The sequence below is a fragment of the Streptomyces sp. NRRL S-337 genome (assembly GCF_000720175.1).
Taxonomy (GTDB): domain Bacteria; phylum Actinomycetota; class Actinomycetes; order Streptomycetales; family Streptomycetaceae; genus Streptomyces; species Streptomyces siderophoricus.
In genome coordinates this window covers 23,993-43,782 of record NZ_JOIX01000044.1, presented here as the reverse complement: position 1 = coordinate 43,782, position 19,790 = coordinate 23,993, and the positions used below count along the sequence as shown (strand labels likewise).

15 protein-coding genes are annotated in these 19,790 nt (G+C 73.8%); 9 read left to right on the top strand and 6 right to left on the bottom strand.

Going from position 1 to position 19,790, the window contains the following annotated elements; all coding sequences use genetic code 11:
* Positions 1-69: 69 nt before the first annotated feature.
* Positions 70-1,113: a LacI family DNA-binding transcriptional regulator gene (locus IG62_RS0126750; RefSeq protein ID WP_030808410.1), complete on the top strand. Its 1,044-nt coding sequence runs from the start codon at positions 70-72 to the stop codon at positions 1,111-1,113.
* A 128-nt stretch (positions 1,114-1,241) separates the two neighbouring features.
* Here the strand turns inward: IG62_RS0126750 and IG62_RS0126745 are convergent, their stop codons facing one another.
* The gene (locus tag IG62_RS0126745; protein ID WP_030808407.1) at positions 1,242-1,976 is read right to left on the bottom strand and encodes an MBL fold metallo-hydrolase; all 735 of its coding nucleotides are present in this window, start codon (positions 1,974-1,976) and stop codon (positions 1,242-1,244) included.
* A gap of 155 nt (positions 1,977-2,131) precedes the next feature.
* Here IG62_RS0126745 and IG62_RS0126740 point away from each other — a divergent pair, with 155 nt between their 5' ends.
* Positions 2,132-2,626, top strand: coding sequence for a hypothetical protein (locus IG62_RS0126740; RefSeq protein ID WP_030808403.1), 495 nt, complete (start codon positions 2,132-2,134; stop codon positions 2,624-2,626).
* Between the two features lie 162 nt (positions 2,627-2,788).
* Positions 2,789-3,328, top strand: coding sequence for a PPOX class F420-dependent oxidoreductase (locus IG62_RS0126735; RefSeq protein ID WP_234326756.1), 540 nt, complete (start codon positions 2,789-2,791; stop codon positions 3,326-3,328).
* Between the two features lie 25 nt (positions 3,329-3,353).
* Here the strand turns inward: IG62_RS0126735 and IG62_RS0126730 are convergent, their stop codons facing one another.
* Entirely contained in the window at positions 3,354-4,115 is a 762-nt protein-coding gene (locus IG62_RS0126730; protein WP_030808396.1) for an ArsR/SmtB family transcription factor, read from the bottom strand.
* Between the two features lie 67 nt (positions 4,116-4,182).
* On the opposite strand from IG62_RS0126730, the gene IG62_RS0126725 reads away from it, so the two are divergent.
* Positions 4,183-4,755 carry a hypothetical protein gene (locus IG62_RS0126725; protein ID WP_030808394.1) on the top strand — a complete coding sequence of 191 codons (573 nt, stop codon included), beginning with the start codon at positions 4,183-4,185 and terminating at the stop codon, positions 4,753-4,755.
* A 94-nt stretch (positions 4,756-4,849) separates the two neighbouring features.
* On the opposite strand, the gene IG62_RS0126720 is transcribed toward IG62_RS0126725, so the two are convergent.
* From IG62_RS0126720 to IG62_RS0126705, 4 genes are all read right to left on the bottom strand, one after another.
* Positions 4,850-5,326 (bottom strand): hypothetical protein, encoded by a 477-nt coding sequence (locus tag IG62_RS0126720; protein WP_030808392.1) that lies wholly within the window; start codon positions 5,324-5,326, stop codon positions 4,850-4,852.
* Positions 5,327-5,843: 517 nt separating this feature from the next.
* Positions 5,844-7,304, bottom strand: a complete 1,461-nt coding sequence (locus tag IG62_RS0126715; protein WP_030808389.1) for a glutamate synthase subunit beta — start codon at positions 7,302-7,304, stop codon at positions 5,844-5,846.
* Positions 7,297-11,898, bottom strand: a complete 4,602-nt coding sequence (gltB, locus tag IG62_RS0126710) for a glutamate synthase large subunit (RefSeq protein ID WP_051798639.1) — start codon at positions 11,896-11,898, stop codon at positions 7,297-7,299. Before gltB ends, IG62_RS0126715 begins: the two co-directional genes overlap by 8 nt.
* A gap of 289 nt (positions 11,899-12,187) precedes the next feature.
* Positions 12,188-12,919: a VIT1/CCC1 transporter family protein gene (locus IG62_RS0126705; protein WP_030808382.1), complete on the bottom strand. Its 732-nt coding sequence runs from the start codon at positions 12,917-12,919 to the stop codon at positions 12,188-12,190.
* 299 nt (positions 12,920-13,218) lie between these two features.
* Here IG62_RS0126705 and IG62_RS0126700 point away from each other — a divergent pair, with 299 nt between their 5' ends.
* The 5 genes from IG62_RS0126700 to IG62_RS0126680 are packed head-to-tail and all read left to right on the top strand — an operon-like array spanning position 13,219 to position 19,790.
* A complete protein-coding gene (locus IG62_RS0126700) occupies positions 13,219-14,421 on the top strand; it encodes an ADP-ribosylglycohydrolase family protein (protein WP_078872257.1) in 1,203 nt (400 codons plus the stop codon).
* Positions 14,418-15,701 (top strand): ADP-ribosylglycohydrolase family protein, encoded by a 1,284-nt coding sequence (locus tag IG62_RS0126695; RefSeq protein WP_030808376.1) that lies wholly within the window; start codon positions 14,418-14,420, stop codon positions 15,699-15,701. Before IG62_RS0126700 ends, IG62_RS0126695 begins: the two co-directional genes overlap by 4 nt.
* Positions 15,698-17,026: an ADP-ribosylglycohydrolase family protein gene (locus IG62_RS0126690; protein ID WP_030808373.1), complete on the top strand. Its 1,329-nt coding sequence runs from the start codon at positions 15,698-15,700 to the stop codon at positions 17,024-17,026. The genes IG62_RS0126695 and IG62_RS0126690 overlap by 4 nt, the downstream gene beginning before the upstream one ends.
* Entirely contained in the window at positions 17,023-18,534 is a 1,512-nt protein-coding gene (locus IG62_RS0126685) for an ADP-ribosylglycohydrolase family protein (protein WP_078872256.1), read from the top strand. Before IG62_RS0126690 ends, IG62_RS0126685 begins: the two co-directional genes overlap by 4 nt.
* Positions 18,531-19,790: a CoA transferase gene (locus IG62_RS0126680; RefSeq protein WP_030808365.1), complete on the top strand. Its 1,260-nt coding sequence runs from the start codon at positions 18,531-18,533 to the stop codon at positions 19,788-19,790. Before IG62_RS0126685 ends, IG62_RS0126680 begins: the two co-directional genes overlap by 4 nt.

Sequence of the window (19,790 nt, the reverse complement as noted above, 5' to 3'; positions counted from 1 at the left end):
AGTCGGGGCGGGGAACCAGCCGCGCCCGGGCCCGCCGGGCAAAATCCCTGTGCGAGGATGCCCCGCAGGATGACTGACCCAGCCGGCCCCCGGGCCACCCCGACTCCCCCGACCAGCGCGGCCGTTGCCCGGCTCGCCGGGGTCTCGCGCGCGACGGTCTCCTACGTCCTGAACGGCCAGGCCGAAGGCCGGGTCGGGGCCCGCACCCAGGCCAGGGTCCGGGCCGCCGCCGAGGAACTGGGCTACGTCCCGCACGCCGCGGCCCGGACCCTGCGGGCCGGACGGGGCAGCATCGTGCTGCTGGCCGTCCCCGCCGACACCGTCCCGGCCTTCGGCCCGCTCTTCACCCGGTTCCTGGCCGGTTTCCAGACCGCGCTGCACGGCCTCGGCTACACCGGTGTGCTGCACGGCGCGCCCACCGCCTCGCCGATGGCGGCCGCCCGCGCCTGGGCCGAACTGCGGCCGGCCGCCGTACTGGCGCTGCACGGCCCGCCGCTGGACGCCCCCGCGGTCGAACTGCTGCACCGCGCGGGCACCGCCGCGGTCCTCACCCACGGGCCGTCCGCGCCGCCCGGCGCCCATGCCCTCCTGCTGGACCAGCGGGAGGCCGGGCGGCGGGCGGGCGAGCACCTGCTGGCCGGTGGCCGGCGCCGGATCGGGGTGGTCCGGCCCGCCGATCCGGGTCTGGCGGACCTCGCCGGGCCGCGCCTGGCGGGCGTACGGGAGGCGGCCGCGGGCCGGCCCGGCGCCGAGGTGCACCCGCTCGACCTGGAACTGACCGAGGAGTCCGCGGCACGGCTGGCGGCCGGCTGGTCCGGTCCGGGCCTGGACGGGGTGTTCGCCTACAACGACGAGTACGCGATGCTGCTGATGCGGGCCCTGCAGGACGCCGGGCACACCATCGGCACCGGGCCGGACGAGATCGGCGTGGTCGGCGCGGACGATCTGCTGCTGGCCCGGCTGCTGCGGCCCCGACTGACCAGCGTCCGCCCCGAGATCACCCCGCCGGACCGGATCGCCGCCCTGGTCGCCGCACTCATCCGCGACCCGGACCGGGCCCCCGCGGTGCACCGGCTGGGCACGTTCCGGGTCGAGGGGCGGGAGTCGGGGTGACGGGCGGGAGTGGGGTGACGAGGGGCGTCGGGGCGACGGGCGGCGCGGGTGAGGCCTGTGAGGCTTGTCCCGCCGGCTCCGGTGAGGCACGGGCCGCCGGCTCCGGTGAGGCACGGGCCGCCGGCCGACTACCGCCAGTCCGTCTCCGGGGTGGCCGCGGCCAGCACCGCCCGGGCGTTGTCCCGGATCGTCCCCCCGTGCGGCACGCACACCGTCCCGACGTCGTCGAGCGCGGCCAGCCGCCGGAAGGAGGCCACGGCCTGCTCCCGTGAGACGTTGAACGGCCCGAGTACCGCACGGTCGCCGTCCGGGGAGGCGCCGATGATGTCCCCGGGGAACAGCAGCCCGCTCGCGGGCAGGTGCAGGGCGATTCCGCCGGGCGTATGACCGGGGACCGCGAGCACCCGGACCGGCTCCGGCCAGCCGTCGAGGGTGTCGCCGTCGTGCAGTTCCCGGTCGACGGCGACGTGCCGCAGCGGCGGGACGCCGGCGGCGGCGAAGCCGGCCATGACGCGCTCGTGCAGCGGGCGTTCGGCCGCGGTGAGGACGGCCGCGGGCTCGGCGGCGGTGCCGCGGACGTACGGGGCGTCCGGCGCACCGGCCAGCACCTCGGCCCCGGTGGCCTCGACCAGATCGGCGGCGGAACCCATGTGGTCCGCGTGGCAGTGGGTGAGCACGATCTGCCGCAGCCGGTCCGGGTGGCCGCCGAGCCGGGCGAGCGCGTCGAGAACGGCCGGCGCCGAACCGGGGACCCCGGTGTCCACCAGGGCGAACCCGTCGTCGGGGAGCGCGACGAGGTGGACGTGCCCGACGGGGAAGGCGAGTTGCCAGACGGCATTGCTGATACGGGTGAGTGGGTCCATGGCCCGGACGCTAACCGCGGGGCGCGGCGCCGGTCGCCGGGTTGCGCCGTGGGCGGATCAAGCCGACGGCGAACGCAGGCGGCCGGGCCGGCGAAATCCGGCCGGAACCGGTCTTGCGTCCGCCACGTCCCATCCGTGAACCGAGGAGGCATGTCATGCGAGGAATCCCCCACTCCCGCGCCCGTACGCTCACCGCCGTGCTCACGCTGGCGGTGTCCGGCGCCGTCGCCCTGTCCGGCTGCGGCAAGCAGCCGCAGCAGACGGTGAGCGGCGGACCGCCGCTGAAGAAGATGGACGCGTTCGAGGAGCGGGCCGCGCAGATCGTGCGGGACTGGCCGAAGGTCTCGCCGGTGCACGGCCGGCAGCAGGCGCTCCTGCCGCTGGTGAAGGCCCAGCGGCCCAAGGACGCCGGCACGGCCCGGGAGATCACCGTGACCGTCGGGCACAGCGCCTGCGACACCCGTTTCGGCGCGCGCAGTCACGAGTCGAAGGGGCTCGTGGTCGTCACCGGCTGGGGAAAGCGCAAGAGTTCCAAGGGCATGTGCACCGAGATGCTGGCGACCGACAAGGTGACGATACGGCTGAAGGACGCCCTCGGTGACCGCAAGGTCGTCGACGCGGCCACCGGCAAGCAACTCCTGAAGGGCTGACCGGAGAAGGGACCGAAGGCCGACGGGCCGACGGCCGGCGAGACTGACGGACCGACGAGGCCGACGGCCGACGAGGCCGACGGACCGACGGGGCTGACGCGGCGACAGGCACGGCGCTTCGGCATTCGCCCTGGAGCGCACTCCAAGCCCTACCCTCGCCGTATGAGCCCTTCCCTCGCCACCACCACCCGTGTCGACCTGCCCGAGCTGCTGGAGTTCGTCCGCCCCCGGCACCGCGCGATCCTGCTCACCCGCCGTTCCGACGGCACCCCGCAGGCCTCGCCGCTGACCTGCGGGGTGGACGACTCCGGCCGGCTGGTCATGTCGACGTATCCGGAGCGGGCCAAGGTCCGCAACCTGCGCCGGGTGGCGTCGGCCAGCGTGCTGGTGCTGTCCGACGAGTGGAACGGTCCGTGGGTGCAGATCGACGGGGAGGCGGAGGTCATCGACACGCCGGAGTCGGTCGAGCCGCTGGTCGAGTACTACCGCAACATCTCCGGTGAGCACCCGGACTGGGACGAGTACCGCGAGGCGATGCGCAAGCAGGGCAAGTCACTGATCCGGGTGACCCCGCTGCGCTGGGGCCCGATCGCCACCGGCGGTTTCCCGGCCCGCCTCGTGGCCGGCGACGACCAGGCATCCGACGGCCAGGCATCGACCGACCAGGCTTCCGAAGACCGGGACTCCGACGACCGGACCTGACTCGGTCAGCCGCGCGGGGCCCCGGTCAGCCGCGCGGGGCGGGGAAGGCGAGGGACGGGGAGAGGGCCTCGTCGGGCAGGCCGAGGCGGTCACGGAAGGCCGTGCGGCCGGTTTCGGTGACGCTGAGGATGCGGGTGGTCGGGGACTTGACGATCCATCGGCGCTCCAGGGCGTGGCGGTAGAGGGTGGCGCCGAGCGCACCGGAGAGGTGCGGCCGCCGCACCGTCCAGTCGAGGCACGTACGGACATGGGCGCGGTGGGCGAGGGACGGGCCGGTGTCGGGGACGCCGAGGGCGGTCAGCCAGTGGGCGCCGGCCGCGGTGAGGACCAGGCCGTACTCCCGTGCCAGCAGGCCGCGTTCGGTCATCACCTCGACGAGGGCGCAGCCCAGGGCGCCGGCGATGTGGTCGTAACAGGTACGGGCGTGGTGCAGGGCCCGGCGCTGGTTGGCCTCGGCCAGCGAGCGGATCGGGACGTGGCGGTAGGGGGCGAGTCCGGCGAGGTTCTCCAGGGTTTCCGCGGTGTCCGGGCCGGCCAGCCGGACGTAGCGCCGCCGTCCCTGGCGTTCTTCGGCGAGCAGCCCGCCGGCGACCAGGAGGTTGAGGTGCTCGGTGGTCGTGGAGGGTGCCACCGAGGCGTATTCGGCGAGTTCTCCGGCGGTCCAGGTGCCGCCGTCGAGCAGGGCCATGCAGATGGCGGCGCGGGTGCGGTCCGCGAGCAGCGCCGCGAGCGCGGCGAGATCGGGGGTCTCCGCGAGTTTTTCCTGATCGGCGTCCCATCGGTTCATGTACACAGAGTAACCTCATATAACATTTCGGTGAGCACCGAATCATCCGGCTTCTATCCTCAACGGCATGAGAGGCGCGCTGGAGAAGAGCAGTTCGGTCACCCCGGCGCTGCTGTCCACGGAGAACGACGACGGAACCTTCGTCCTGGTCGAGCTGCGGATCCGGTGGGAGCTCGGCCCGGTCGTGAGCCTCTGGCTGCCGACCCGGGGGCGAACCGCCAGGAACCTCGCGGTACGCCCGGACGTCGTGTTCAATCTGCCGCCGGACGCGACGGGGACCGAAGAGGGACCGGGGGCACTGCCGCCCTCGGCGGACGCACCGTGGACGGAGCCGTCGGAGCTGGTGCGGCCGCCCCGGCTGGCGCACTGTCCGGTACAGCTGGAGGCCCGCCGGGTCGGCGAGCGCACGGTGACCGACGGGGCATGGACGCAGATCGAGGCACAGGTGCTGCGGGTGCACGCGGACCCGCGGTGGGTGCTGCCGCTGAGCGACCGGCGGATCGACCTGGGGGCGTGGCATCCACCGGTGCACGACTTCCGCCCGTCCGCCGCTCCCCCGGACCGGACCGTACCGGCCCCCGCCCGGGAGATGGCCCGCCAGCTGGGCCGCCGCTACCCGGCCGAACGCGGCGGCTCGTAGGGGCCGGTGGGGCGGGGGGACGGGCGGGGTCCCGGCCGGGGTCGGCGAGGGGGGCGGGAAGACCCTGCTGCCGGCCCTCCCCGTCCGGTGCGGCTCAGTCGCCCGAGAATCCGAAGATTCCCAGGTGGGTGGGCTCATCGCCGGTGTACAGAACGACGTATATGCCGGTCCACCGCATGGGGCACTCGTCAAGGAGCGTCTCCACGTGGTCGGGCGGGATCCTGAGGGACGCATGGGCCTGCAGGAGGACCTCCTCGAACCGGCCGGGCGTGGGGCGGTCGGTGCCGAAGTGGTGTGTGATGCGGTCGGGCGCCAGCGGGCGCAGCGTTCCGTAGTCACGGACGTTGTGGGCCGACGGGGCAGCGGTGGTGTGGACGACGCGATCGATGTCCAGGATCGAGTGGGTCCCCTCCTGGCCCATGAACTCCTCGTCCTGCCACAGTTCTTCGAGGTCCCGGTACGTCTCGTCGTCGCCGTAGAGCTCCTGGAAGACCTGCGCGTGCAGGGCCTCCAACGACTCCTCGACGGTGTTTTTGAACGGCGTGACGTACTCCCAGCCACTGGCACCCATCGTCGTGCTCCTCCCGGTGCGGCGCCTACAAGATCGGTGACACCTTAGGGCGAGCCACTGACACCGCAGGCCGAGCCGGCGGGCTGTCAGCGGGCGGGGGCTTGTAGGGCCGGGGGCCCGTAGGGCAGGGGCGGGGTCCGTAGAGGGGAGGGGGTGGGGCCATTAGAGAGGGGCCGTAGAGAGGTGGCCGGGGCCCGTAGGGGTGGGTCGAACGGATCCCCTAAGGGTTGCGAGCGCCCCCTGTGGGCCCTCAACGGCAAAGGGGGCGTGGGTATTCCCGCGGGCGGGGGGATTCCAGCGCGGGCTCATGGGGGATCCCGCGGGCGGGGATTCCGGCGCCGGCGCGTGGAGTTCCGGTGGGCCAGGGGGGTTCCGGAAAGACCCGCGGCGCCTGCCCTCCGGTCGGGGAGAAAAGACAGGCGCCGCGGACGGGATCCGGGGCAGGCCCCGCTTCCCGTGCCTCCGTACGACGTTGTACGGGACATTCAGGGACGGTCGCGCAAGGTGCGCGACCGGGTCAGACGGCCAGTGCGCGGTCCGTCGGCCTGATGGGGGCCGGCAGGGCGCTGGCTCCGGTCAGGAAGCGGTCCACACCGCGGGCGGCGGAGCGGCCCTCGGCGATGGCCCACACGATCAACGACTGGCCGCGGCCGGCGTCCCCGGCGACGAACACGCCGGGCACGTTGGTGGCGAAGTCGGCGTCGCGGGCGACGTTGCCGCGGGCGTCGAGCTCCAGGCCGAACTGCTCGACCAGGCCGTTCTGCTGGTCGGTGCCGGTGAAGCCCATGGCGAGGGTCACCAGCTGGGCGGGGATCTTGCGCTCCGTGCCCGGCTTCTGCTCCAGCTTGCCGTCGACGAACTCCACCTCGGCGAGGTGCAGCCACTGGACGTTGCCGTCCTCGTCGCCCTCGAAGTGGGTGGTGGAGACGGAGTAGACCCGCTCGCCGCCCTCCTCGTGTGCGGAGGTGACCTTGTAGAGCATGGGGAAGGTCGGCCACGGCTGGTTCGCGTTCCGCTCCTCGCCCGGCCTCGGCATGATCTCCAGCTGGGTGACGGAGGCCGCGCCCTGGCGGTGGGCGGTGCCGACGCAGTCCGCGCCGGTGTCACCGCCGCCGATGACGACCACGTGCTTGCCCTCGGCGGTGATCGGGGCGACGGTCAGGTCGCCCTCCTGCACCTTGTTGGCGAGCGGCAGGTACTCCATCGCGAAGTGGATGCCCTTGAGGTCACGGCCGGGCACCGGCAGGTCGCGGGAGGTGGTGGCGCCGGCGGCGATGACGACGGCGTCGTAGCGCTTGCGCAGCTTCTTCGCGTCGATGTCGCGGCCGATCTCCACCTCCGTGCGGAACTTGGTGCCCTCCGCGCGCATCTGCTCGATGCGGCGGTTGATGTGGCGCTTCTCCATCTTGAACTCGGGGATGCCGTAGCGGAGCAGGCCGCCGATGCGGTCCGCGCGCTCGTACACCGCGACGGTGTGGCCGGCCCGGGTGAGCTGCTGGGCGGCGGCGAGACCGGCCGGGCCGGAGCCGATGACGGCGACGGTCTTGCCGGAGAGGCGCTCGGGCGGCTGCGGGGTGACATCGCCGTTGTCCCACGCCTTGTCGATGATGGAGACCTCGACGTTCTTGATGGTCACCGGCTGCTGGTTGATGCCCAGCACACAGGCGGCCTCACAAGGGGCGGGGCACAGACGACCGGTGAACTCCGGGAAGTTGTTGGTCGCGTGCAGCCGCTCGCTGGCCTCGCTCCAGTCCCCGCGGTAGGCGTAGTCGTTCCACTCGGGGATGAGGTTGCCGAGCGGGCAGCCGTTGTGGCAGAAGGGGATGCCGCAGTCCATGCAGCGCGACGCCTGCTTGCTGATGATCGGCAGCAGGGAGCCGGGCTGGTAGACCTCGTTCCAGTCCTTGACGCGCTCCTCGACGGGGCGGGTCTTGGCAGTCTCGCGCTCGTGGGTCAGGAAGCCCTTGGGGTCAGCCATTGGTCGCCGCCTCCATCATCTTCTCGTGGGTCTCGGACTCGGAGAGCCCGGCCAGCTCGGCGGCTTCCTTGGCGACGAGCACTGCCTGGTACGTGGGCGGGATGACCTTGCTGAACCGCGCGGCCGCGGCATCCCAGTCGGCGAGGAGCTTCTCGGCGACGGTGGAGCCGGTCTCCTCCTGGTGGCGGCGCACCACGTCGTGCAGCCACTGCTTGTCGTTCTCGTCCAGCGGGTGCACCGCGCCGACGAGTTCCTTGTTGACGTTGTTCCTGTCCAGGTCGATGACGTAGGCGAAGCCGCCGGACATGCCCGCCGCGAAGTTGCGGCCGGTCTCGCCCAGGACGACCGCGTTGCCGCCGGTCATGTACTCGCAGCCGTGGTCGCCGACGCCCTCGGAGACCACCGTGGCACCGGAGTTGCGGACGCAGAACCGCTCGCCGACCCGGCCGCGCAGGAACAGCTCGCCGCCGGTGGCGCCGTAGGCGAGGGTGTTGCCGGCGATGGTGGAGTACTCGGCGAGGTGGTCGGCACCGCGGTCCGGGCGGACGACGATCCGGCCGCCCGAGAGGCCCTTGCCGACGTAGTCGTTGGCGTCGCCCTCCAGGCGCAGCGTGACGCCGCGCGGCAGGAACGCGCCGAAGGACTGGCCGGCCGAGCCGGTGAAGGTGATGTCGATGGTGTCGTCGGGCAGGCCGGCGCCACCGAACTTCTTGGTCACCTCGTGGCCGAGCATGGTGCCGACGGTCCGGTTGATGTTGCGGATCGCGACCTGGGCGCGGACCGGCTGGGCGGCCTCGGCGGTGTCCGCGGCCAGCGCGTCGGCGGCGAGCTTGATCAGCTCGTTGTCGAGCGCCTTCTCCAGGCCGTGGTCCTGGACGGTGACCTGGTGGCGGACCGCGCCCTCGGACAGCTCGGGGACGTACAGCAGCGGGGCGAGGTCGAGGCCCTGCGCCTTCCAGTGGTTGACGGCCCTGGTGGTGTCGAGGAGTTCGGCGTGGCCGATGGCCTCGTCGAGGCTGCGGAAGCCCAGCTCGGCCAGGAGTTCGCGGACCTCTTCGGCGATGAACTGGAAGAAGTTGACGACGTATTCGGCCTTGCCGTTGAACCGCTCGCGCAGCGTCGGGTTCTGGGTGGCGATGCCGACCGGGCAGGTGTCCAGGTGGCAGACGCGCATCATGACGCAGCCGGAGACGACCAGCGGTGCGGTCGCGAAACCGAACTCCTCGGCGCCGAGCAGGGCGGCGATGACGACGTCGCGGCCGGTCTTGAGCTGGCCGTCGGTCTGCACGACGATGCGGTCGCGCAGGCCGTTGAGCAGCAGGGTCTGCTGGGTCTCGGCGAGGCCGAGCTCCCAGGGGCCGCCCGCGTGCTTGAGCGAGGTCAGCGGGGACGCGCCGGTACCGCCGTCGTGGCCGGAGATGAGGACGACGTCCGCGTGGGCCTTGGAGACGCCCGCGGCGACCGTGCCGACGCCGACCTCCGACACCAGCTTCACGTGGATACGCGCGGCCGGGTTGGCGTTCTTGAGGTCGTGGATCAGCTGGGCGAGGTCCTCGATGGAGTAGATGTCGTGGTGCGGCGGCGGGGAGATCAGGCCGACGCCGGGGGTGGAGTGCCGGGTCTTGGCGACCCACGGGTAGACCTTGTGGCCGGGCAGCTGGCCGCCCTCGCCGGGCTTGGCGCCCTGGGCCATCTTGATCTGGATGTCGTCGGAGTTGACGAGGTATTCGCTGGTCACGCCGAAGCGGCCGGAGGCGACCTGCTTGATGGCCGAGCGGCGCGCCGGGTCGTAGAGGCGCTCGGGGTCCTCGCCGCCCTCACCGGTGTTGGACTTGCCGCCCAGCTGGTTCATGGCGATGGCGAGGGTCTCGTGCGCCTCCTGGGAGATGGAGCCGTACGACATGGCGCCGGTGGAGAAGCGCTTGACGATCTCGGAGGCGGACTCGACCTCGTCCAGGGGGATGGACGGGCGGTCGGACTTGAACCCGAACAGGCCGCGGAGCGTCATCAGGCGCTCGGACTGCTCGTTCACCCGCTCGGTGTACTTCTTGAAGATGTCGTAGCGGCGGCTGCGGGTGGCGTGCTGCAGCCGGAAGACGGTGTCCGGGTCGAAGAGGTGCGGTTCGCCCTCGCGGCGCCACTGGTACTCGCCGCCGATCTCCAGCGCGCGGTGGGTGGCGGCGATGCCGGAGGCCGGGTAGGCCTTGGCGTGCCGTGCGGCGACTTCCTTGGCGATGACGTCCAGGCCGGCGCCGCCGATCTTGGTGGCGGTGCCGTGGAAGTACTGGGCGACGAACTCCTCGTCCAGGCCGATGGCCTCGAAGACCTGCGCGCCGCGGTAGGAGGCGACGGTGGAGATGCCCATCTTGGACATGACCTTCAACACGCCCTTGCCGAGCGCCTTGATGAGGTTCTTGATGGCCGTCTCGGGCTCGACGTCCGGCAGGAAGGTGCCGGCGCGGACGAGGTCCTCGACGGATTCCATGGCCAGGTAGGGGTTGACCGCGGCGGCGCCGTAGCCGATGAGCAGGGCGACGTGGTGCACCTCGCGGACGTCGCCGGCCTCGACGAGCAGCCCGACCTGGGTGCGGGTCTTGGTGGCGATGAGGTGGTGGTGGACCGCGGAGGTCAGCAGCAGCGAGGGGATCGGCGCGTGCTCGGCGTCGGAGTGCCGGTCGGAGAGCACGATCAGGCGGGCGCCGTCGGCGATGGCGGCGTCGGCCTCGGCGCGGATCTCCTCGATGCGGGCGGCCAGCGCTTCGCCGCCGCCGGAGACGCGGTAGAGGCCGGAGAGGGTCACGGCCTTCATGCCGGGCATGTCGCCGTCGGCGTTGATGTGGATGAGCTTGGCCAGCTCGTCGTTGTCGATGACCGGGAAGGGCAGGGTCACGCTGCGGCAGGAGGCCGCGGTGGGCGTGAGGAGGTTGCCCTGGGGGCCGAGGGAGGAGATCAGCGAGGTGACCAGTTCCTCGCGGATGGCGTCCAGCGGCGGGTTGGTGACCTGCGCGAAGAGCTGGGTGAAGTAGTCGAAGAGCAGCCGGGGGCGCTCGGAGAGCGCGGCGATCGGCGAGTCGGTGCCCATCGAGCCGATCGGCTCGGCGCCGGCCTTGGCCATGGGGGCGAGCAGCACCCGCAGCTCTTCCTCGGTGTAGCCGAAGGTCTGCTGGCGGCGGGTGACCGAGGCGTGGGTGTGCACGATGTGCTCGCGCTCGGGCAGGTCGGCGAGCTCGATCAGACCGGAGTCCAGCCACTCCTGGTAGGGCTGCTCGGCGGCGAGCTGCGCCTTGATCTCGTCGTCCTCGATGATGCGGTGCTCGGCGGTGTCGACGAGGAACATCTTGCCGGGCTGCAGGCGGCCCTTGCGGACGACCTTGCCGGGGTCGATGTCGAGGACGCCGACCTCGGAGGAGAGCACGACCAGGCCGTCGTCGGTGACCCAGTAGCGGCCGGGGCGCAGGCCGTTGCGGTCGAGGACCGCGCCGACCTGGGTGCCGTCGGTGAAGGTGACGCAGGCGGGGCCGTCCCAGGGCTCCATCATCGTGGAGTGGTACTGGTAGAAGGCGCGCCGGGCCGGGTCCATGGAGGGGGAGTTCTCCCACGCCTCGGGGACCATCATCAGCACGGAGTGCGGCAGCGAGCGGCCGCCGAGGTGGAGCAGCTCCAGGACCTCGTCGAAGGAGGCGGAGTCGGAGGCGTCCGGGGTGCAGACCGGGAAGATCCGCTCCAGCTCCGACTCGCCGAAGAGCTCCGAGGCGAGCTGGGACTCGCGGGCGCGCATCCAGTTGCGGTTGCCCTTGACGGTGTTGATCTCGCCGTTGTGCGCGACGAAGCGGTACGGGTGGGCGAGCGGCCAGCTCGGGAAGGTGTTGGTGGAGAAGCGGGAGTGGACCAGGGCGATCGCGGTGGCGAAGCGGCGGTCGGACAGGTCCGGGAAGAAGGGCTCCAGCTGGCCGGTGGTCAGCATGCCCTTGTACACGATCGTGCGGGCGGACAGCGAGGGGAAGTAGACCCCGGCCTCGCGCTCGGCGCGCTTGCGCAGTGCGAAGGCCTTGCGGTCCAGGGCCAGACCGGTGTTCTGCCCGTCGGCGACGAAGAGCTGGGAGAAGGCCGGCATGGTGGCGCGGGCGCCGTTCCCGAGCAGCTGCGGGGCGACCGGGACGACGCGCCAGCCGATGACGTCCAGGCCCTCTTCGCCGGCGATCGTCTCGATGCGGGAGACGGCGTCGGCGGCGGCCTGGGCGTCGGACGGCAGGAAGGCGATGCCGACGGCGTAGGCGCCGGCCTCGGGGAGCTCGAAGGTGACGTTCTCGCGCAGGAACGCGTCCGGGACCTGGAGCAGGATGCCGGCGCCGTCGCCCGAGTCGGGCTCGGAGCCGGTGGCACCGCGGTGCTCCAGGTTCGTCAGGACGGTGAGCGCCTGTTCGACCAGTGCGTGGCTGGCCTCGCCGGTGAGGGTGGCCACGAAGCCGACGCCGCAGGCGTCGTGCTCGTTGCGCGGGTCGTACATCCCCTGCTGGGCGGGGCGCCCGTCCATGGGCGACCAGGCGGCGTGGGCGCTGCTGGTGGTCGCGGAGTGCGTGGACGCGAAACGCATCGGCTCTCCCAACGTCGTCGTGGCATAGGCATTGCCGAGGGACGACGTTGGCCCTCCGCGAAATTTCGTGCAGGTTACAGGATGGCCCGCTTCCCGAGAACCGAAAAGAGGCTTCCAACATGCGGACACCGCAGGCGCGGTGGGTTGTGAACGCGGACGGAAAAGAGCCGTCCCACGGGGCGGCGTTCGGCGAGCGACATTGCCCGCGACGCCAGGGCCTTATGCCCGGTCGTCAACAAACCGAAACCGCGGGGTAACAGGTTAATTATGCAGTCACCCGCATGACACGTCACCCTACGACGGTTCCGAACAGTGCTCCCAGGAGGTACGTCACACCCGCGGCGGCGCCGCCGAGGGCGAGTTGGCGCAGTCCGCTGAACCACCACGAGCGGGCCGTCACCCGCGCCACGACGGCACCGCAGGCGAAGAGTCCGACCAGCGCGAGCAGCACCGCGGGCCAGATCGCGGAAGCGCCCAACAGGTAAGGAAGAACAGGCAGAAGCGCGCCCAGCGCAAAGGATCCAAAGGAAGAAATGGCGGCCACGGCGGGGGAAGGAAGGTCGGACGGGTCTATTCCCAATTCCTCGCGGGCGTGGATCTCCAGCGCCTGCTCGGGGTCGCGGGAAAGCTGTTCGGCGACCTTGCGGGCGAGCTCCGGCTCGACCCCGCGGGACTCGTAGAGGGCCGCGAGCTCGTCCTGCTCGTCCTTGGGGTGCTTGCGCAGCTCGGCCCGCTCGATGTCCAGCTCGGCCTGCACCAGCTCGCGCTGCGAGGCGACCGAGGTGTACTCCCCCGCGGCCATCGAGAAGGCACCGGCGGCCAGCCCGGCGAGGCCGGTGATGATGATCGTCTGCTGGGACAGCGCGCCGCCCGCGACACCGGTCATCAAGGCGAGGTTCGAGACCAGACCGTCCATCGCGCCGAAGACGGCGGGGCGCAGCCAGCCGCCGTTGACGTCGCGGTGGGTGTGGTTGTCGCGGTGCGCCACGTGCGTCGGCGCCGCGGCATCCATGATCTCCATGACGGACATATCGGGACCTGCTCCCTTCCGCGAGGTGTGGGCCGATGGCGGCACTTCCCCCTGCAACCCCTCGAAGTTATGCGGGGATCACCCTCCGCCGCTAGCAAGGAAGGCCGAACTTACCGCGCTGACCTGCGGTTTCTTCGAAAAGTCGGTGATGGGAGGCCGGTCACGGGCGGTGATCGGGCCGCTTGCGGGCCCGTTTCCGGCGCCGTACGGGCGTCCCGCCGGGGCGTCGACCGGGTGACCTCGCGGCCCGGCGCAGGAGAGCGGGGGCGCCACGTGGCACGCATAGCACCATGAGCGCAGCGGACCCCCCGTCCCCGGAGCGGGGCGCCCCGGGCCCGGCCGGCGACGGCGTACGTGACCGGGCCCGCGGGGCGCTGCTCGGGCTCGCCGTGGGGGATGCGCTGGGCGCCCCCGCGGAGAACATGAAGCCCTCGCAGATCCGCCGCCGCTGGGGCCGGATCGAGGGCTACGTCGAGGACGACCCGGCCGGCACCGACGACACCGAGTACGCGATCTTCTCCGGGCTGCTGCTGGCCGCGCACGGCTCGGCGCTGACCGTCGCGGACGTCGAGGCGGCCTGGCACCAGTGGATCGCCGACCGGGACGAGGGGCCGTTCCGCGGCGCCGGGTTCAGCGAGCGCGGCACCCTGGAGAACCTGCGTCGCGGGCTGGCCGCCCCGATCTCCGCGCAGCACCGGCACGCCTGGAGCGACGGGCTGGCGATGCGCGCCGCGCCGTTCGGGGTGTTCGCGGCCGGCCGGCCCGCCGAGGCCGCCCGGCTGGTCGCCATCGACGGCACGGTCAGCCATGACGGCGAGGGGATCTACGGGGGCCGGGCGGTGGCTGCCGGGGTGGCCGCCGCGATGGTCGCCCTCCCCCAGGAACCTTCGGGCTCCGGTCCCGGGGGGACCCCGCTCACCGACGTGGTGGTCGCCGCCGCGCTGTCCGTCGTCCCGGAGGACTCCTGGACCGCCCGCTCGCTGCGCCGGGCGGTGGGCGCGGCCCAGCGCTGCGGCCACGATCCGGGCATCACCCGGCTCGGCACGGAACGCGCGGTGCGCTCCGCCGTCGTGGTCGGCGGCTATCCCTGGACGGACCTGGCGCCGGAGGCGGTCGGGCTGGCCTTCGGGGCGTTCGCGGCGGCCCGTGGCGACTTCCGGGGCTCGGTGCTGACCGCGGTCAACATGGGCCGGGACGCCGACACCACGGCCGCGGTCGCCGGGGCGCTGGCCGGAGCACTGGGCGGGGCCGGCGCGATCCCCGAGGAGTGGGCCCGGGCCATCGGCCCGGCACGCGGCAGCTGCCTGCCGTCGATGGCGGGCTACCACGTCCTGGACATCGCCGAGCTGCTCGCACCGGGCGGGGCGGACGGCGGCCGGACGGAGGAGAGCCGGGCGGACGAGAGCCGGGCGGACGGGAGCGGGGCGGGCCGGAGCCCTGCGGCGGAGCCCGTTCCCGCGGACCGGGCCGCGGCCGGGGTGGGCACGGGATGAGCGGCCGGGCGGACAACGTGGCGGGCGCCGGCGGCCCCGTCGCGGCCGCGCGCAGCCGGATCGAGGGGCTGCTGCTCGGGCTGGCCGCGGGGGACGCCGCCGGATGGCCCGCGGCCCGGCACCGGGCGGCGCGGATGCCGGAGTGGACCCGGCGGCTCACCCGCGAGCTGGACACCTTCGCCGAACAGAACGCCACCACCACGCTGCCGGTGCCGATCGCCCTGAACCAGCCGCCCGAGCCGCTGCGGCTGGGCCCGTCCGACGACGCCGAGTGGGCGGCCTTCACCGCCGGGTCCGTGCTGACCGCGGCCGGGGCGCTGCTCAGCGACCTGGGCCGGGACCGCCGGATGCGGGCCGCTCTCGACCTCGCCTGGAACGCCCTGGCGAGCGAGGTCGCCGCGGCCGCCGACCGGGCGCCCGAGGTGGAGTCCGCCGTCCTGCCGCTGCGCGCCCGGATCTCGGTGCGCGCCGGGCTCGGCAACCTCGCCGCCGGGCTGCGGCCGCCGGCCACCGGCCACGACAACCCGCACTTCTTCGACGACGCGGCGTGCGTCCGGGCCGCTGTCCTGGCCGTGGTGCACCCGGGCGACCCGGCCGCGGCGGCGGACCTGGCCGAGTACGACGCGCGCTACACCCAGGACGGCGACGGGGTGCACGGGGCCCGGGCGATGGCCGCCGCGGTGGCCGCCGCACTCGGTGGCGCCCCGGCGTCCGGCGCGGTGGACACCGCGCTGGCCCAGCTGCCCGACGGCACCGAGATCCGCCGCAACGCCCTGCACGCGGTCCGCCTCGCCCGGACCCACGCCGCCGACCGGCCCGGCCGCCCCGGCACCGCGTTCGCCCTGGTGCCGGTCCTGGAGCACGAGATCGTCGACCACGTCTACAGCTACGGCATCGCCGCCGCCGAGACCGTCCCCGTGGCCCTGGCGCTGGCGCTCGCGACCGACGGGCAGGTCGCCGAGGCGGTGCCGGCCGCCGCCTGCCTCTCCCGGGTCGCCGACTCCGCGCCCGCCCTCGCCGGGGCGCTGACCGGTGCGCTCGGCGGCGCCCCCGCGCTGCCCCGCACCTGGCGCGACGCCTGCCGGGTGCTGTCCGGCTGCGCACTGCCCCGGCTGGCCGGCACCGACCTCGTCGAACTGGCCGGCGCGCTGGCCCGGGCGGAGCTGACCGCCCCGGAAGGCCCCGCCGACGCCGGCCCCGCGGCCCCGCCCGGAGCCGCCCCGAAGGCCGCTGGGGCCTTCTCCCCCACCCCCCTCGTGGAAGGACTCGTCCGCACATGACGTACACCAGCGACACCGCACCCGAGGCGCCGGGCGCACCCGAGGTCCTCGGCGTCGGAGCCACCCAGGTCCTGCCCGTCACCCCTGTCGCGGCCGCCCCGGTCGCGCCCGTCGCCCCTGTCGCGGCCGCCCCGGTCGCCCCGCCGGTCCGGCCCGACACCCCCTCCCTGGAGGACCGGGCGATCGGCTGCCTGGTGGGCGCCGCGGTCGGGGACGCGCTCGGTGGTCCGGTCGAGGGCCGGACCCCGGAGGAGATCGTCAAACGCTACGGCGGCCGGGTCACCGGCATCGTCGGCCCGTTCCACGACGACTGGCGCACCGCCCGCCCCCTCGCGCCGTACCACAAGGGCGACGGCCACGTCACCGACGACACCCTGATGACCCATGCGCTGGTCCGGGTCTACGAGTCGGTACGCGACCACCTCGACGCCTACGACGTCGCCGACCACCTCGTCCCGGACCTGATCGGCACCCCCCGCTGGATCCCGGAGCTGGAGGCCGAGGCGCTGCCGCTGCAGCGGATCTTCCTCGCCGAGAAGTGGATCGTGGCCCGGCTGCACTACGGGCACGCCGATCCGCGCGAGGCCGGCGTCGGAAACATCGTCAACTGCGGTGCGGCGATGTACATGGCGCCGGTCGGCGTGGTCAACGCCGGTAATCCGGACCGGGCCTACGCCGAGGCGCTGGACATCGCCGGTGCGCACCAGTCCTCCTACGGGCGGGAGGCGGCCGGGGTGTTCGCCGCGGCGGTGGCCGCCGCGTTCGCGCCCGACGCCACCCCGTCCTCGGTCGTCGTGCAGGCCCTGCGGCTGGCGAAGGACGGCACCCGCGCCGCGATCGAGGCGGTCTGCGAGGCCGCCGCGACGCTGCGCGACCACGAGTCGGCGGCGGCCCCGCTGCGGGCGGCGGTCGCCCCGTTCGACACCGTCGGCCCGGACTACCGCAACCCCTCGCTCGGCGCCCGCCGCCCCTCCCGGCTGCACGCGATCGAGGAACTCCCCGTCGCGCTGGGCATGTTGCTGGTCGGCGGCGGCGACTTCCGGTCCACCGTGCTGGGCTCGGTCAACTACGGACGGGACTGCGACTCGATCGCCACGATGAGCGGCGCGCTGGCCGGTGCGCTGCGCGGTGCCTCGGCGGTGCCGGAGGAGTGGAGCGCCGAGGTCGCCCGCGCCAGCCGCCTCGATCTGCAGGCCCCCGGTGCGGCGCTGGCGACCGTCGCCCGCGAGATCTTCACCCGCGACCGGGCCCGCGCCCGCACCCACGAGCAGGCGTTCACCGCGATCTCGGCCATCCCGGCGATGACGGAGGCGGGCGTACGGTGACCGCGAAGGCGCCGGCCACCGCCCGCCCCTCCCCCGCCGCACCGCTCAGGCTGACCTGGGTGCAGCCCGAGGACCTGCTCGGGCACGAGCTGCGGCAGGCGGCCGAGGACGGCCGGGACGCGGCCGCGGTGGCCCGGATCGCACGGCGCTGGCAGTCGGCGGGCGGGGCGCCGGCACCCGACCGGGCAGGCGCCTCGGACCGCCCCGCGGACCCGGCACTGCGCACCCCCGCGACCGCTCTGCTCGACGAACTCGCCGCGCTGCCCAGCCCGTTGGCCGATGACGAGCCGACAGAACTGACGGCCATTCAGGCCGCTTGTCCGTCATGGCCGTTGGCGCGTTCCGGCAGGGTCGCCGAGGGGCCGGCCGCCGCCCGGCTGGAGGCCGCCTGGCTCGGGCGGGCGGCCGGCTGCCTGCTCGGCAAGCCCGTCGAGAAGCTGCCGCTGGAGGGGATCCGTGCGCTCGCCCGCGCGACCGGGAACTGGCCGCTGACCTCGTACTTCACCGAGGAGGGGCTCGATCCGGCGGTGGCCGCGCGGTACCCGTGGAACCACCGCAGCCGCGCCACCTCGCTCGCCGGGGTCCTCGACGGGATGCCCGAGGACGACGACCTCAACTACCCGCTGCTGAACCTGCTGCTCCTCGAACGGCACGGGCCGGACTTCACCACCGCCGATGTGGCGCGGCTGTGGCTGGACGAGCTGCCGGCCGGGCGGACCTTCACCGCCGAGCGGATCGCCTACCGCAACCTGCTGGACGGCATCGAGCCGCCGCACACCGCGCGTCACCGCAACCCGTTCCGGGAGTGGATCGGCGCGCAGATCCGGGCGGACGTCTTCGGCTGGACCCGGCCCGGCGACCCGGCCGCCGCCGCGGCGCTGGCCTGGCGGGACGCCACGTTCAGCCACACCGCGGGCGGCGTCCACGCGGCGATGTTCACGGCCGCCGCGCTGGCCGCGGCCGGGACGGGCAGCACCGATGTGCACGGTGCGCTGCGGGCCGGGCTCTCGGTGGTCCCGCCGCGGTCCCGGCTGGCCCGGGCGGTCCGCCGCGGCATCGCCCTGGCCTGCGAGGCGCCGGACCGGACACCGGCCGGATTCGCCGCCGTCGTCGACCAGTTGCACACCACCTACGGCCACTACCACTGGGTGCACGCGGTGCCGAACGCCGCGCTGCTGGCCGCCGCGCTGACCCACGCCGACGGCGACTTCGCCGGTTCGGTCTGCCGGGTGGTGTCCGGCGGCTGGGACACCGACTCCAACGGGGCGACCGCCGGTTCGCTGACCGGGCTGCTCGCCGGCGCGCCGGACGCGCTGCCCGGCCGCTGGACCGCGCCGCTGCGCAACCGGCTCGCCACCGGCATCGGCGGGCTGGACGGCATCGGCTTCGACGTCCTCGCCCACCGCACCGCCGCGCTCGTCGTCCCGCCGGACCGGCTCGTTCACCTTCCCGACCGGGTCTCCCCTGACCGCGTCTCGCCCGACCGACCGGAGGCAACCGCGCCATGACCGACCCGTCCCTGTCCGGGATGTCCCGGCCCGCGGCCGGTGGGCCCGCACACCCGGGCGCCGCCCCCTCCCCCGGCCCGCTCGACGGGCTGCGGGTGATCGACCTCGCCACGCTGTTCGCCGGGCCGCTGGCCGCCACCGTGCTCGGCGACTTCGGCGCCGAGGTGATCAAGGTCGAGCATCCGCACCGGCCCGACCCCGCGCGCGGCCACGGGCCCGCCAAGGACGGCGTCGGGCTGTGGTGGAAGCTGCTGGGCCGCAACAAGAAGGCCATGACGCTCGACCTCTCCCATCCGGGCGGCCGGGAGGTGCTGCTGCGGCTGGCCGCCGGGGCGGACGTCGTCATCGAGAACTTCCGGCCCGGGACCCTGGAGAAATGGGGGCTGGGCTGGGCGGAGCTGTCCGCGGTCAACCCGCGGCTGGTGCTGGCCCGGGTCACCGGCTTCGGGCAGTTCGGCCCGTACGCCCGGCGCCCCGGGTTCGGCACCCTCGCCGAGGCGATGAGCGGGTTCGCGGCGATCACCGGGGAGCCGGACGGACCGCCGACCCTGCCGCCGTTCGGCCTCGCCGACGGCATCGCGGCACTCACCGCGGCGTACGCCGTGATGGCCGCGCTGCACGGGCGGGCGGCCACCGGCCGCGGCCAGGTCATCGACCTGGCGCTGATCGAACCGCTGCTGACCGTGCTCGGCCCGCACCCGCTCTGGTACGACCAGCTCGGCCACGTCCAGCCGCGGACCGGCAACCGGTCCGCCAACGTCGCCCCGCGCAACACCTACCGCACCGCCGACGGCTCCTGGGTCGCGGTCTCCACGTCCGCCGAGTCGGTCGCGGAACGGGTGATGCGGCTGGTCGGCCGGCCGGAGGTGATCGACGAACCGTGGTTCGCGACCGGCGCCGGCCGGGCCCGGCACGCCGACGAGCTGGACGCGGCGGTCGGCGACTGGATCGCCCGGCACGACCGGGACGAGGTGCTGTCCGCCTTCGAACTGGCCGAGGCGGCGATCGCGCCCGTCTACGACGTGCGGGACGTGCTGGCGGACCCGCAGTACGCGGCGCTGGGCTCGATCACCGAGGTCCCGGACGACGAGCTCGGCCCCCTGCGGATGCAGAACGTCCTCTTCCGGCTGTCCGAAACCCCGGGCGCCATCCGGTGGGCCGGCCGCCCGCACGGCGCGGACACCGACGGGGTACTGGCCGCCCTCGGCCTGGACGAAGCGGAGATCAGCGGACTCCGGGAGGCGGGCGCGCTGTGA

Coding starts and splice junctions, on each gene's coding strand:
- IG62_RS0126750 (WP_030808410.1), top strand. CDS start 70: ATGACTGACCCAGCCGGCCCCCGGGCCACCCCGACTCCCCCGACCAGC.
- IG62_RS0126745 (WP_030808407.1), bottom strand. CDS start 1,976: ATGGACCCACTCACCCGTATCAGCAATGCCGTCTGGCAACTCGCCTTC.
- IG62_RS0126740 (WP_030808403.1), top strand. CDS start 2,132: ATGCGAGGAATCCCCCACTCCCGCGCCCGTACGCTCACCGCCGTGCTC.
- IG62_RS0126735 (WP_234326756.1), top strand. CDS start 2,789: ATGAGCCCTTCCCTCGCCACCACCACCCGTGTCGACCTGCCCGAGCTG.
- IG62_RS0126730 (WP_030808396.1), bottom strand. CDS start 4,115: ATGAACCGATGGGACGCCGATCAGGAAAAACTCGCGGAGACCCCCGAT.
- IG62_RS0126725 (WP_030808394.1), top strand. CDS start 4,183: ATGAGAGGCGCGCTGGAGAAGAGCAGTTCGGTCACCCCGGCGCTGCTG.
- IG62_RS0126720 (WP_030808392.1), bottom strand. CDS start 5,326: ATGGGTGCCAGTGGCTGGGAGTACGTCACGCCGTTCAAAAACACCGTC.
- IG62_RS0126715 (WP_030808389.1), bottom strand. CDS start 7,304: ATGGCTGACCCCAAGGGCTTCCTGACCCACGAGCGCGAGACTGCCAAG.
- gltB (WP_051798639.1), bottom strand. CDS start 11,898: ATGCGTTTCGCGTCCACGCACTCCGCGACCACCAGCAGCGCCCACGCC.
- IG62_RS0126705 (WP_030808382.1), bottom strand. CDS start 12,919: ATGGAGATCATGGATGCCGCGGCGCCGACGCACGTGGCGCACCGCGAC.
- IG62_RS0126700 (WP_078872257.1), top strand. CDS start 13,219: ATGAGCGCAGCGGACCCCCCGTCCCCGGAGCGGGGCGCCCCGGGCCCG.
- IG62_RS0126695 (WP_030808376.1), top strand. CDS start 14,418: ATGAGCGGCCGGGCGGACAACGTGGCGGGCGCCGGCGGCCCCGTCGCG.
- IG62_RS0126690 (WP_030808373.1), top strand. CDS start 15,698: ATGACGTACACCAGCGACACCGCACCCGAGGCGCCGGGCGCACCCGAG.
- IG62_RS0126680 (WP_030808365.1), top strand. CDS start 18,531: ATGACCGACCCGTCCCTGTCCGGGATGTCCCGGCCCGCGGCCGGTGGG.